The 13,368-nt window shown below is 69.0% G+C and carries 13 protein-coding genes; 9 read left to right on the plus strand and 4 right to left on the minus strand.

Going from position 1 to position 13,368, the window contains the following annotated elements; genetic code table 11:
• Positions 1-57: 57 nt before the first annotated feature.
• On the minus strand, positions 58-1,146 hold the full coding sequence (locus tag AD72_RS24530; protein WP_031468928.1) for an NADH:flavin oxidoreductase/NADH oxidase: 1,089 nt from the start codon (positions 1,144-1,146) through the stop codon (positions 58-60).
• 467 nt (positions 1,147-1,613) lie between these two features.
• Between AD72_RS24530 and AD72_RS24535 the strand changes: the two genes are divergently transcribed.
• The gene (locus AD72_RS24535) at positions 1,614-2,216 is read left to right on the plus strand and encodes a hypothetical protein (protein WP_031468929.1); all 603 of its coding nucleotides are present in this window, start codon (positions 1,614-1,616) and stop codon (positions 2,214-2,216) included.
• Positions 2,217-2,311: 95 nt separating this feature from the next.
• A complete protein-coding gene (locus tag AD72_RS24540) occupies positions 2,312-4,009 on the plus strand; it encodes a cholesterol oxidase substrate-binding domain-containing protein (protein ID WP_037347216.1) in 1,698 nt (565 codons plus the stop codon).
• Positions 4,010-4,019: 10 nt separating this feature from the next.
• Here AD72_RS24540 and AD72_RS24545 read toward each other — a convergent pair whose 3' ends face one another.
• Together AD72_RS24545 and AD72_RS24550 are read right to left on the minus strand one after the other, a co-directional pair.
• On the minus strand, positions 4,020-5,195 hold the full coding sequence (locus AD72_RS24545; protein WP_031468931.1) for a 4-hydroxybenzoate 3-monooxygenase: 1,176 nt from the start codon (positions 5,193-5,195) through the stop codon (positions 4,020-4,022).
• A gap of 37 nt (positions 5,196-5,232) precedes the next feature.
• On the minus strand, positions 5,233-6,009 hold the full coding sequence (locus tag AD72_RS24550; protein WP_031468932.1) for an IclR family transcriptional regulator: 777 nt from the start codon (positions 6,007-6,009) through the stop codon (positions 5,233-5,235).
• A 70-nt stretch (positions 6,010-6,079) separates the two neighbouring features.
• Here AD72_RS24550 and pcaH point away from each other — a divergent pair, with 70 nt between their 5' ends.
• The 7 genes from pcaH (at position 6,080) to AD72_RS24585 (ending at position 12,464) form a co-directional block, all read left to right on the plus strand.
• Entirely contained in the window at positions 6,080-6,814 is a 735-nt protein-coding gene (gene pcaH / locus AD72_RS24555) for a protocatechuate 3,4-dioxygenase subunit beta (RefSeq protein WP_031468933.1), read from the plus strand.
• Complete coding sequence (pcaG, locus tag AD72_RS24560) at positions 6,811-7,344, plus strand: protocatechuate 3,4-dioxygenase subunit alpha (protein WP_031468934.1); 534 nt, start codon at positions 6,811-6,813, stop codon at positions 7,342-7,344. Before pcaH ends, pcaG begins: the two co-directional genes overlap by 4 nt.
• Positions 7,337-8,425, plus strand: coding sequence for a lyase family protein (locus tag AD72_RS24565; RefSeq protein WP_037347218.1), 1,089 nt, complete (start codon positions 7,337-7,339; stop codon positions 8,423-8,425). The genes pcaG and AD72_RS24565 overlap by 8 nt, the downstream gene beginning before the upstream one ends.
• Positions 8,422-9,531 (plus strand): bifunctional 3-oxoadipate enol-lactonase/4-carboxymuconolactone decarboxylase PcaDC, encoded by a 1,110-nt coding sequence (pcaDC, locus tag AD72_RS38225; protein WP_031468936.1) that lies wholly within the window; start codon positions 8,422-8,424, stop codon positions 9,529-9,531. The genes AD72_RS24565 and pcaDC overlap by 4 nt, the downstream gene beginning before the upstream one ends.
• Positions 9,531-10,991 (plus strand): benzaldehyde dehydrogenase, encoded by a 1,461-nt coding sequence (locus tag AD72_RS24575; RefSeq protein WP_031468937.1) that lies wholly within the window; start codon positions 9,531-9,533, stop codon positions 10,989-10,991. The genes pcaDC and AD72_RS24575 overlap by 1 nt, the downstream gene beginning before the upstream one ends.
• A gap of 228 nt (positions 10,992-11,219) precedes the next feature.
• A complete protein-coding gene (locus tag AD72_RS24580) occupies positions 11,220-12,065 on the plus strand; it encodes a helix-turn-helix domain-containing protein (protein WP_051898968.1) in 846 nt (281 codons plus the stop codon).
• Between the two features lie 27 nt (positions 12,066-12,092).
• On the plus strand, positions 12,093-12,464 hold the full coding sequence (locus AD72_RS24585; protein ID WP_031468939.1) for a VOC family protein: 372 nt from the start codon (positions 12,093-12,095) through the stop codon (positions 12,462-12,464).
• Positions 12,465-12,470: 6 nt separating this feature from the next.
• Here AD72_RS24585 and AD72_RS24590 read toward each other — a convergent pair.
• The coding region (locus tag AD72_RS24590) for a fatty acid desaturase family protein (protein ID WP_031468940.1) at positions 12,471-13,368 on the minus strand (898 nt) is incomplete at its 5' end.

A 13,368-nucleotide genomic window follows, 5' to 3' on the forward strand; every position in this document is an offset into this window, starting at 1 on the left:
CACGGCCGGTAAAAGCGCACAACCCTACCCGGATCCGCAATGGCCTGCCCGCAACCGTCAGGCCGGATAGGCACCCCGCCGATACTGCACCGGATAGGGCGCATCCGCCGCCGCGACCCCCAGTTCGTGTGCCGCGCGCAGTGGCCACGCCGGTTCACGCAGTGCGGCCCTGGCGAGGAAAACGGCATCGGCCGAGCCCTCGTCGAGGATTCCCTGCGCCTGCCTGGGTTCGGTGATCAGTCCGACGGCGGCGGTCGGTGTTCCGGCCTTCGCTCGGACACTACGCGCGAAGGGCACCTGGTATCCGGGCGCGATGGGAATCTGCTGCCCCGGATCGTTCCCGCCGGAGCTGAGGTCGAACAGGTCCACACCGTGCCCGGAGAGCAGCGCGCTCAGTTCGACGGTCTCCTCGACTGTCCAGCCGCCGTCTGCCCAGTCGGTCGCGGAAAGCCGTAGCAGCAACGGGATTCTCTCGGGAATGGCCGCGCGGACCGCATCGACGGCCCGGACCGTGAGGCGGATCCGGTCGGCGAACGAGCCGCCATAGGAGTCGGTGCGCCGATTCGACAGCGGGGACAGGAACTGGTGGAGCAGGTATCCGTGTGCCGCGTGCACCTCCACCGCCTCGAATCCCGCGTCCGCGGCCCGCTTGGCGGCCTCGGCGAAGGCCTGCACCGTCGCGTCGATCTGCTCGACCGTCATGGCGACCGGCGCCGCGAGATCCCCGAACGGCCGCGCGGAAGGACCGGAGGTGATCCATCCGCCGTCCGCGGGCGCCACCGAACCCCTGCCGTGCCAGGGTTGCGCGGTCGAGCCCTTACGCCCGGCGTGCGCCAGCTGGATGGCGGGCACCGCGCCCTGTTCCTTGATGAACCCGGTGATCCCGGCCCAGTGTTCGGCCTGCCGATCGGTCCAGATTCCGGTGTCCTGCGCCGAAATCCGCCCCTCCGGGGTCACCGCGGTGGCCTCGGTCATGACGAGGCCGAACCCGCCTGCGGCCCGCGCCCCGAGGTGCACGAGATGCCACTGGGTGGGGATCCCGTCCCGCGCGTCCACCGAGTACTGGCACATGGGCGCGAGCCAGACGCGGTTGCGCGCGGTCACCCCGCGCAGTGTGATCGGTGCGAACAACGGTACAGCGGTCATGCGGTCGAGTGTGCCAACCATCTCCCGGAGCTGGCGAGCGGCAAAATTGCCTCCTTCTCGACAGGATCTTGCCATGGCCGCACACCCAATCGTCCCGCTGACACCGGGCGATGCCGAACGTGCCAGAGGTCACAACAGGCGTATGCAGCGCCACTTTCCGTAGATTATCCGAAACGCGATCCGCTCGGCGCAGCAGCGGACAGACCAATCCCACCCGCCCGCCGCCATTCTGAGTAGTCCTGGGGAACGAGCGGCGCCGAATAGCGCGATGCATTCCCGGAAACACCGCGGCAGCATCCGAAAAGCATCCTCCCCCGATTCGGGGATACAGCTTTATCGCCCACGTGCACCCGGGGTAGATTCAGCGCAATCACGGGGAAGGCGCCAAAGAAGGCGTATCAAAAGTTTCAATCACCATTCCGTCCGTAAATTCTCATAGTTCTCGTTTCAACGAATAGGGAGAAATCATGAAAGGTGTACTGATCAGAAGCGGTTCGATCGTGGCTACCGCGCTCACCGCTTCGCTGCTCATCGGTACCGCGGCGAGTGCCGCCCCCGCTCCGGCCCCGGCGCAGGCGAGCGCGCAGGCGAGCACCGACCGGTCCGAGATGCAGCGCTTGCTCGGCGCGTCCAGCCCGGAGGTGGACACCGCACTGCGGCTGCAGAGCCAGGTGCGGCAGCTGGTCGAGCGCGAGCCCGCACTCGCACACTCCGTCACGCTCCCCGCCCGCGAGCAGAAAACCGCGACGCGTGCCGCGATCGGCGATGGGGTGTGGAGCCCGAGCCACGACGAATCGATCGCCATCATCCCGCTCTGCCGCCCCCTCGACCTCGTCGACTGGCTGATCAAGAACTTCTCGGACCACGGTAGGGATATCGCGAAATTCCTCGGCGACAATTTCAATACGATCGTGCACGTCGTCACGGTCAGCCTCAACCCGTTCGAACTGATCGAAAAACTCTTCAAAGACGTCCTCCAAATCGTGGTCTACGCGGTCAACGACACCAAATTCCATGTTCCGGCGACCGTCGGAGACATCCTTTCCTTCTGCAAGTCCGCCCGGAGCTGATCACCGGCAGCATGGTTTCCCTGCCCGCCTTCGGGGTCGGGCAGGGAAACCACGGCACCGCACCGTTTGCCACACACCACGACAGGAGCAGGGAAATGCCTGAGTTATCGCGACGTTCGCTATTGGGCACCACCGCGGCGGCGGGAGCGGTGGCCGCGCTCGGCTCGGCGACACCAGGCACTGCGGCCGCGGCAACCGGAGCGGGAACGAAACCGCACAATTTCCCGGACCATATAGAGCTGTACAACGAGGTGTTCCGGAACTGGGACGGCGTCATCCACACCGATCCACTGTGGACATGCGCCCCTGCCTCACCCGGGGACGTGGTCGAGCTCGCGAACTGGGCACGCGCGAACGGTTATCGGCTCCGGCCGCGCGGATACAAACACTCCTGGTCACCGCTGGTCGTGGAGCAGAACCAGACCGGGGATGCCCGGATCCTCATCGTCGATACGACCAAATATCTGACCAGCGTATCGCTGGCTTCCGAACGCGAAGTCCGTGCCCAGGCGGGAACCCGGATGGACAGCCTGCTCGACTTTCTGCACCGGCACGGCAAATCCCTGGTCAACGTGCCCGCCCCCGGAGATGTGACCGTTGCGGGCGTGCTCGCCGTGAACGCGCACGGCACCTCGATCCCGGCGCGCGGTGAACAGCGAAAGCCGGGACAGAACTTCGGCACCGTGTCCAATCTGGTGACCGAGATGACCGCGGTCGTCTGGGACGGCGCGCGGAACAGGTACGTCGAACGGACCTTCGACCGCGCGGATCCCGCGTGCGCGGCGCTCCTGACCAGCCTCGGCCGGCTGTTCATCACCGAGGTCAAGCTGCAGATCTGCGCGGACTACCAGCTCCGCTGCCAGTGCTTCACCGACATCCCGGCGACCGAACTCTTCGCCCATCCGGCCAAGGCAACCGGCCGTTCGCTGTCGAATCTGCTCGACGAGAGCGGCCGCGTCGGGCTCATCTGGTACACGTTCACCGACCGTCCGTGGGTGCAGCAATGGACGGTGACCCCGGAAAAGCCGCTCTTCGCGAAAGAGGTTTCCGGGCCGTACAATTTCCTGTTCGCCGACAATCTCCCCAGTCCGGTTCCCGAGATGCTGGGCGGCATGATCAGCGGGAACGACTGGATGGCCCCCGGGTTCGGCAACGCGGTGCTCGCCGCGACCGATGTCGGGCTGACCGTGACCGGCGCCCGCGATATGTGGGGACCGGCGAAGAATTTCATCAACTTCGTCAAACCGACCACCTTGAAGGTGAGCGCGGGCAGCCATGCCGTCGTGACCTCGCGCGCGGCCGTGCAGCGCGTCGTGCACGAATTCAGCGAGTTCTTCACGAAGGCGCTGAAAAGATACGAAGCACGGCACCAGTACCCGGTCAATTCCTGTGTCGAGATCAGGGTCACCGGGATCGACGATCCGGCCGAATCGATCGTTCCGGGCGCACAGATCCCGGCACTGTCCTCGGCACGCCCGGTTGCCGGTCACCCCGAATGGGACACGGTCGTCTGGCTGGACGCACTGACCCTTCCGGGAACGCCGCACGAGTACGAATTCTATGCCGAGATGGACGCATTCGTGCGCACCAACTACGCGAACTACGCCAGCGTGCGGCCGGAATGGTCGAAGCGATGGGCCACCACGAGCCGCGGCCCGTGGACCGATGAATCGGTGCTGCGCGGATACCTGCCGCGCGTCTTCGATCAGCTGCCCGCGACCCGAGCGCTGTTCGGCGAGCTCGATCCGGCACGGGTCTTCACCAATGACCTGCTCGGCCGGGTCGGGATCTGACCGAGGGTGCTCAGAACCCGATCGGCAGGCCCGCGTAGTTCTCCGCGAGCCCGGTCGCCGCGGCCGTGCTGCTCGCCACCCACCGCAGCTGGGACAACTGCAGCTGCGCGTCGAAGGGATCACCGCTCTGGTGCAGCATGGTGGTCATCCACCAGGAGAAGTGGGTGCACCGCCAGATCCGGCGCAGCGCGGTCTCCGAGTATTCCTCGGCCAGCCGGTCGTCGCCCTCGCCGAGCAGCGCGATCAGCGCGGGCGCGAGCAGCGCGACATCGGCGACGGCGAGGTTGAGCCCCTTGGCCCCGGTCGGCGGGACGATGTGCCCGGCGTCCCCGGCGAGGAACAGCCTGCCGTGCCGCAGCGGGGCCATCACGAAACTGCGCATCGGCAGCACGCTTTTCTCGGTGATGGGCCCGGGATTCAGCGTCCACCCGTCCTGCCCGTGCCCGAGCCGGGTGGCCAGCGCGGTCCAGATGCGGTCATCGGACCAGTCAGCGATATCGGTCCCCGCGGGTACCTGCAGGTACAGCCTGCTCACGCTCGCCGAACGCATGGAGTGCATGGCGAACCCGTCCGGATGCCAGGCGTAGATGAGCTCATCGGTGGACGGAGCGACATCGGCGAGCACCCCCAGCCAGGAATACGGATAGGTGTGTTCCCAGGTGCTGCGGGCGTGCTCGGGCACGGCGGCGCGGCTCGGACCGAAGGAACCGTCGCAGCCGACCACCACATCCGCGGTGATCCGCTGCGCCCGTCCCGCGCTGTCGGTGAAGGTGACCGAGGGGTGTTCGGTTTCCACCTCGTGCACGGCGGTCTCGCTGATCCCGTAGTGGATCTCCTGTCCACCGGCTTCCCGCGCGGCGCCGAGATCGCGCTGCAGCTCGGTCTGCCCGTACACCCAGACACGGCGACCGACGAGCCCGGCGAAGTCGATGTGGTGACGAACGCGGGGCCACTGCAGATAGATCCCGTTGTGCGGGTCGCCCTCGGCATGCACCCGCTTGCCGAGACCGAGCTTGTCGAGCAGTTCCACGGTGGAGTGTTCGAGGATCCCGGCCCGGATGCGCGATTCCACGTATTCGCGGGTCCGCGTCTCGAGCACGACCGATTCGATACCGCCCTCGGCGAGCAGATGGGAGAGCAGCAGCCCGGCCGGGCCCGCGCCGATGATGGCGACCTGGGTACGCATGGCCGGTAGTGAACCCGTCCGGGGCGCCCGCACGCCATCACGAGCTTTCACTGAGCGGAAGATCGGGTGGCACACTGCGCCCGATCCCCTGCGCCGCGACGTGCAGCGCGGCCAGTAGTCGCGGGCGATCCCGGTGCAGCCGGGGCACCACCACCCCGAGCGCGGCGATCACGGTGCCGTCCGGGATGTGGATGGGCACCGCGACCGAGCAGGCACCGAGGCTCATCTCGTCCACGGTCTGGGCGAAACCCTCCCGGTGCACGCGGCGGATGTCCGCCCGCAACCGGCCCGGCTGCACCACGGTGTAAGGCGTCACCCGGTGCAGCCCGGCGAGCACCTCCTTACGCACCTCCTGCGGGGCATAGGCGAGCAGTACCTTTCCCACCCCGGTGGCGTGCAGCGGGAGCCGCGAGCCGATCTCACTGACCACGGGAACCGCGGCGTGCCCGGAGAGCCGGTCCACGTAGAGCACGTTCGTGCCCTCGCGCACCGCCATGTGCACGGTGGCCAGGGTCGCCCCGTAGATATCGTGCAGGAACGGCGAGGCGATCTGGCGCAGCCCCGCCTGCACGGGGGCGAGCAGGCCGAGATCCCAGATCCGTTTGCCCACCACGTAGTTGCCCGATGGCCTGCGCACCAGGGCACCCCAGCCGACGAGCTCACCGACCAGCCGGTGCGCCGTGGCCAGCGGGACATCCGCACGCGCGGCCAGCTCGGTGAGGGTGAGGCTGCGGTGCGCGGTGTCGAAGGCGCCGAGCAGCGCGAGCACCCGGGAGGTCACGCTGACCCCCGGCTTCGCGGTATTGCCCGCCATGGTCACACTCCTTCCACTGAGCAGAAGTCCGGCCTCGCTCCCCACGATACGAGCCCTTAGCGTTCCGGGCGTGCAGGACGCAGCCACCCAGTCCGAGATCAGCGCCGAGATCGATGCCCTCACCGGGCGCGGCGGCGTCCAGCCCAAGCTGGATTACCCGCCCTATCGCAGCAGCCTGTTGCGGCATCCGACCAAGGATCCGTACCACGCGGATCCGGAGACGATCGAGCGCGCGGTCCCGGTGTTCGGGCACCGCGATGTGGATCCGCTCGAGGCCGACCTGACCATCCAGCACCGCGGTGAACCGATCGGTGAACGCATCGTGGTCACCGGCCGGGTCACCGATGCCGCGGGCAAACCGGTGCGCGAGCAGCTCGTGGAGGTGTGGCAGGCCAACGCGTCCGGGCGCTATATCCACAAGCGCGACCAGCACCCGGCCCCGATCGACCCGAACTTCACCGGGGTGGGGCGCTGCCTGACCGATCAGGACGGCTGGTACCGGTTCACCACGATCAAGCCCGGCCCCTATCCCTGGCGCAACCACACCAATGCCTGGCGCCCGGCGCACATTCATTTCTCCCTGTTCGGCAACCAGTTCACCGAGCGGCTGATCACCCAGATGTATTTCCCCGGGGATCCGCTGTTCGGGCTGGACCCGATCTTCTGTTCGATCACCGACCAGCGAGCGCGGGAACGGTTGATCGCCCGCTACGACCACGAGCTCACCGTTCCCGAATGGAGCACCGGTTACCGTTGGGACATCGTGCTCGGCGGACGCGAACAGACCCTGACGGAGGACGCATGACCACGCCAGGCCAGACAGTCGGGCCGTTCTTCGGGTACGCACTGCCCTATGCGGGCGGCGAACAGCTCGTCGACCGCAGCCACCCGGACGCGATCCGGTTGCACGGCACGGTTCTCGACGGGGCGGGCGAACCGGTCCCGGACGCGCTCCTGGAGATCTGGCAGGCCGATGGCGCGGGCCGGGTTCCCCGGGAACCGGGTTCGCTGCACCGGGACGGGTACACGTTCACCGGCTGGGGGCGCGCGGCAACCGACCGCACCGGCGCGTACTCGTTCACCACGGTGCGCCCTGGTGCCACCGAACCGGGGCGGACCCCGTTCATCGCGCTGACCGTGTTCGCCCGCGGGCTGCTCGACCGGTTGTTCACCCGGGTGTACCTGCCGGGCCAGGACTTCGCCGCCGATCCGCTGCTGTCCGCGCTGCCCCGGGAACGCGCGGAAACCCTGTGCGCCACAACCGATCCCGAGGGACTGCGGTTCGATGTGGTACTGCAGGGCGAGCGGGAAACCGTGTTTTTGCGCCATGACTGACCTGTTCTGGCCGGGCGCGGAGCGAGCGGGGGAACCGCTGAGCGAACCGGCACTGCTGCGCGCCATGCTCCGGGTGGAGTCCGCCTGGCTCGGCGCGCTCGGGGCACCCCGTGAACTAGACGGCCTGGTCACCGAGGCCGATATCCCCGCGATCGCGCGCGCGGCCGAGGCCGGGGGCAACCCGGTGATCCCGCTGCTCGCCGTGCTGCGCGAGCGACTGCCCGCCGATGTTCCCCTGCACCAGGGCCTGACCAGCCAGGATGTGCTGGACACCGCGCTGATGCTGGGCGCGCGGGAGCTCGCCGGGCAGCTGCTCGGTGAGCTGGACGCGCAGATCGGCGCGCTGTGCGGGCTCGTCCGCGCACACCGGGCCACCCCGATGATCGCCCGCACACTCACCCAGCACGCTGAGCCGACCACCTTCGGGCTGCGCGCCGCGACCTGGCTGCGCGGGCTGCTCGATGCCCGGGACCGGGTGCGGGCGCTGCGGTTCCCCGCCCAGATCGGTGGTGCGGTGGGCAATCTGGCCGGGATCGGGGAATCCGCGCTCGAACTGGCCGCGACCACCGCGCGTGCGCTCGGCCTCGAACCGGCACTGCCCTGGCACACCGCCCGCGCCCCGGTCACCAGGATCGGCGAGGCGCTGCTCGAATGCACCGATGCCTTCGGCCGGATCGCGAACGACGTGCTCACCGCCTCCCGCCCGGAGATCGGGGAGCTCGCCGAACCGCGCGCCGAGGGTCGTGGTGGTTCCTCGGCCATGCCGCACAAGGTCAACCCGGTGCTCTCGGTGCTGATCCGGCGGGCCGCGCTCGCCGCACCCGCGCACGGCGCGCAGCTGCATCTGGCCGCAGCGGCCTCCCTGGACGAACGCCCGGACGGTGCCTGGCACGTGGAATGGGCGAGCCTGCGCACCCTGGGCCGGAACACCGCGGCCGCCGCGAACCAGCTGACCGAACTGCTCGGCGGGCTCGAGGTGCGCACCGAACGAATGGCCGAGAACCTCGAATTCGCGGTGACCGATCTCGGGGCGACCGAACCGATCATCACCGAGCTACTGCGCCGCGCGGAGGAACGATGAGCGAACCCGAACTGTCCGCGATCCGGTTCGGTGATCCGGAGTTGCCGCTGCTGGTGCTCGGCCCCTCACTCGGCACCTCCGCACTCGCCCTGTGGGGGCCGTGCGCCGAACAGCTCGCTTCCCGGTTCCACGTGCTCGCCTGGGATCTTCCCGGGCACGGGCGCAGCGCACCGGCGACCGGGTTCACCGTGGAAAACCTCGCCGATGCGGTGCTCGAACTCGCCGGTGACCGGGAATTCGCGTACGCGGGCGATTCGATCGGTGGCGCGGTCGGGCTGGCGCTGCTGCTGCGCGCCCCGGACCGGATCACCCGCGCGACCCTGCTGTGCACCGGGGCGCGGATCGGGGAACCGGGCGCCTGGCGGGAGCGCGCCGAGCACGTGCGCGCGCACGGGACCGCGAGCATGGTGGAGGGATCACTGGCCCGCTGGTTCGCCCCGGGATTCGCCGCACGTCACCCGTTCATCACCGAGAACCTGCTGGATTCCTTGCGTGGCACGGATTCCGCGAGCTACGCGGCGACCTGCGAGGCGCTTGCCGGATTCGATGTGCGGGACCGGCTCGCCGAGATCCGCACCCCGGTGCTCGCGGTCGCGGGCGCGCACGATGTCCCCACCCCGGTGGCCTCGCTCGCCGAGATCGCCGATGCGGTGGCGGACGGGGAACTGGTCACCCTCCCCGATGCGGCCCACCTGATTCCCGCGGAGGCCCCGGCCGCGACCGCCGCGCTGATCCGCGGCGAGCGGGACGGGATGAGCGTGCGCCGCGCGGTGCTCGGGGATCGGCACGTGGACCGCTCGATCGCCGCGACCACCGAGTTCACCGCCGAATTCCAGGATCTGATCACCCGCTACGCGTGGGGCGAGATCTGGACCCGTCCCGGTCTGGAACGCCGGGACCGGTCGCTGATCACGCTCACCGCGATGATCGCGCTCGGGCATCACGAGGAGTTCGCGATGCACGTGCGCGCGGCGCGGCGCAACGGGGTCACCATCGCCGAGATCAAGGAAGTCCTGCTGCAGTCGGCCATCTACTGCGGGGTTCCCGCGGCGAACACCGCGTTCCGGCTCGCGGCACCCATTCTCACCGAACCCGAGGAGCACTGATGACCTTGCTGGACAGCGGGAACTGGCAGGGCCGGATCTTCACCGGCGACTGGACGCCCGCGCGCACCACCTCCCCCGTCCGGGAACCGGCGACCGGGGCGGAACTCGGCAGCATCGGGATCGCCGACCGTGCGGATGTGGGCCACAGCGCCGAAATCGCCGCGGCCGCGCAGCGGGACTGGGCGGCGCGGCCGTTTCAGGAACGCGCGGAGATCCTGCGCACCGCGGGACAACTGTGGCAGGAGCACGCCGGGGAACTGCGCGAGTGGCTGATCCGGGAATCGGGCAGCGTCGAGGACAAGGCGAACTTCGAACTGCACATCGCCGCGCAGGAGTGTTTCGAGGCCGCCACTCTTCCGAGCCGCGCGCTCGGCCAGATCCTGCCCAGCGAGGCACCGCGATTGAGCATGACCCGCCGCGTCCCCGCCGGGGTGGTCGGCGTGATCGCCCCGTTCAACGCGCCGCTGATCCTGTCCATCCGTTCGGTCGCCCCCGCGCTCGCGCTGGGCAACAGCGTGGTGCTCAAACCGGATCCGCGCACCGCGATGTGCGGCGGGGTGGCGCTGGCCCGCATCTTCGCCGAGGCCGGGGTTCCCGAGGGCGTGCTGCACGTGCTGCCCGGCGGAGCCGAGACCGGGGCCGCGCTCGTCGAGGACCCGAACGTGCGGGTGATCTCCTACACCGGTTCCACCGCCGCGGGCCGCGCGGTCGGCGAAGCAGCCGGCCGCCACCTCAAGCGCGCCCATCTGGAGCTCGGCGGGAACTCCGCGCTGATCGTGCTCGACGACGCGGATCTCGAGCACGCGATCGCCGCCGCCTGCCGTGGCGCCTACTTCCACCAGGGCCAGATCTGCATGGCGACCGGACGGCATCTGGTGCACGAATCGCTCTACGCCGAGTACACCGAGCGGCTCGCGGATCGGGCCGCCGCGCTCACCGTCGGGGATCCGTTCCGGGACAAGGCCGACCTCGGCCCGATCATCGATGCCGCGCAGCGGGACAAGATCCACGGAGTCGTGACCGCGAGCATCGAAGCGGGCGCGCGGGCGCTGACCGGGGCACAGCACGAGGGGCCGTACTACCGGCCGACCGTGCTCGCCGAGGCCGCACCCGGGATTCCCGCCTATGACAGGGAAATCTTCGGCCCGGTGGCACCGGTCGCCCGGTTCGGGAGCATCGAGGAGGCCGCCGAACTCGCCGCGGCGAGCGAATACGGGCTCTCCCTCGGCATCCTGACCCCGGACCTGGACAAGGGACTCGCACTCGCCGAGCGCATCCCGACCGGGGTCGCGCACATCAACGACCAGACCATCAACGACGAAGCGGTCGCCCCGTTCGGCGGACTCGGCGCATCCGGGACCGGTTCCCGGTTCGGCGGCCCGGAGGCCAATGTGGAGGCGTTCACCGAAACCCGCTGGATCACACTGCGCGGCGCAGCAGCAGCGCACCAGCGGCGGTGAGCACCGCGGACACAGCCACGGCCGGGCGCATCGGCAGCACCGGCACCGGCAGCGTGCGCGCCACAGAGCCCCTACCGGCCCAGTGCCCGAGGTAGAGCCCCGCGCCCGTGCTCGCACCGGTCCGCCGAACCCTGCCGCACACCCTCCCCGGCCCGGCGCGCCACACGTTCCAAGAATTGCTCAGCCGTTCGCGTGTTCTCGCTCCCGCGATTGCGGTACTTTCTGGCCATGGCCACGCACATCGTGGAATCCGAGACCGGCTGGTGGGAGATGGCTACCGGCGCCCCGGCCGCGGAGCTGCGCGGGCTGGTCGGCCGCTACGTCGGCTACCGCGAGCACTCCGGGGTCCGGATGCTGCAGCGCGAGGTGCCGACCGGTTTCGTCGGGCTGATCCTGAGCTTCGGGCCGAGCATCAGGGTGCTCGACTCGGGCACGAGCACGGAGCTGACCAGTTTCGTCGCCGCCGTCAGCGACCGCTGGGCGTGCACCCAGTACCCCGGCGATCAGCACGGTGTGCAGATCGACGTCACCCCGGTGGCCGCGGGCATGATCCTGGGCACCCGGATGGGCGAGTTCGGCACCCAGGTGGTCGACCTGGTGGAAGCGCTCGGCCCGCCGGGGCGCCGCCTGATCGAACAGCTCGCCGAGCGCACGCGGTGGGCGGAGCGGTTCGCCCTGCTCGATCGGTTCTTCATCGACCGGCTCGGCACCGCGCACCAGCCCTCTCCCGCCGCGGCCTGGGCGGTGCGCCGGATCCGTGCCACCCGCGGGCGCGCAGGCGTCGCCGAGCTCGCGGCCGCGCTGCACTGCAGCACCCGCTATCTTTCCGAACAGGTGCGCACGCACGTCGGGGTCGGCCCGAAACAGTTCGCCCGGATCGTGCGCGCCAGGCACGCGATCACCCTGCTCGATTCCGGCCGGTTGCGCCTCACCGAGATCGCCGAGCGGTGCGGGTACACCGATCAGGCGCATTTCGGCAGGGACTTCCTGCGGATCACCGGTTGCTCACCGGGCACCTGGTGTACCGAACCGTTCGCCGAATCCTGGACCGGTTCCGATTTGTTCTACGAATAGCACGGTTTCCCCGGTTACCTTCGGGCCATGACGAATTCACCGAGCATCATTCCGGTCCTCACCTACGCCGATCCCGCGCGTGCCATCCGGTTCCTCGAAGAGGCGTTCGGGTTCACCACCATGTTCAGCGTTCCCGGCGAGGACGGCGGGATCGTGCACGCCGAACTGCGTTATGGCGACGGGCTCGTGGCGATCGGCGGGCCGACCAAGGACCGGTTGTCGCTGACCTACATTCCCGTCGAGGATGTGGCCGGGCACTGCGAACGGGCCCGCGCCGCCGGTGCCACGATCACCATGGAACCGACCACCATGGACTACGGCTCGACCGAGTACATGGCCGAGGACTTCGCGGGCAACCAGTGGAGCTTCGGCACCTACCGGCCGAGCCTCGGCGACTGAGCGCCGTCAGGCCGGTTTCGTGCGCAGCGGGGCGCCGAGCTCGTGCAGATGGCTGAGCACGATGCGATAGGAGCGCGGCAGGCTCGTCTGGCTGTAGGCGATCCCGCGTTCGGCGCAGAACCGTTGCACGATCGGCTGCGCCAGCCTCAGGTGCGGGCGGGGCATGTTCGGGAAGAGATGGTGCTCGATCTGGTAGTTCAGTCCACCGAGCAGGAAATCGTTCCACCAGCCGCCGCGGATGTTCCGGGAGGTCAGCACCTGCTTGCGCAGGAAACAGGCCTCGTCCTCCTCGCTCGGCTGCGGCATTCCCTTGTGGTTGGGCGCGAAGGAACAGCCCATGTAGACACCCCACAGCGCCTGGTGCACGACCACGAACAGCACCGCGATCCCCGGGGAGAGCACCAGGAAGACGGCGGTCAGATAGGTCAGCGCGTGTGCGAGGAGCAGGGCTCCTTCGAGCCTGCGTGCCCGCGTCTCCCCGCGCAGCACCGCCTGCGCCCCGGACAGGTGCAGGTTGATCCCTTCCAGGGTGAGCAGCGGGAAGAACAGGATCGCCTGGTGTTTGGCCATCCAGCGCAGGAATCCGCGTTTGAGCGCCGCCTGCTTGCTGGTGAACGCGAGCGCCTTGATGTCGACATCCGGATCCTTGTCCTCGTGGTTCGGGTTGGCGTGATGCTGGTTGTGCACCCCGATCCAGGCCCGATAGCTCATCCCGATCAGGCCACCGTGCGTAGTGCCGACGATGTCGTTGTGCCGCCGGTTACCGAAGATCTGCCCGTGCCCCGCATCGTGCCCGATGAACGCGAGCTGAGCGAAAACAACGGCGAGGAAAGCGGCGATGAACAATTGCCACCAGGAGTCGCCGAGGAAGAAGAACCCGACCCAGGCACCGGCGAAGGCGAGC

Origin of the sequence: Sciscionella sediminilitoris (genome assembly GCF_000737195.2) — a bacterium.
GTDB classification, from domain to species: domain Bacteria; phylum Actinomycetota; class Actinomycetes; order Mycobacteriales; family Pseudonocardiaceae; genus Sciscionella; species Sciscionella sediminilitoris.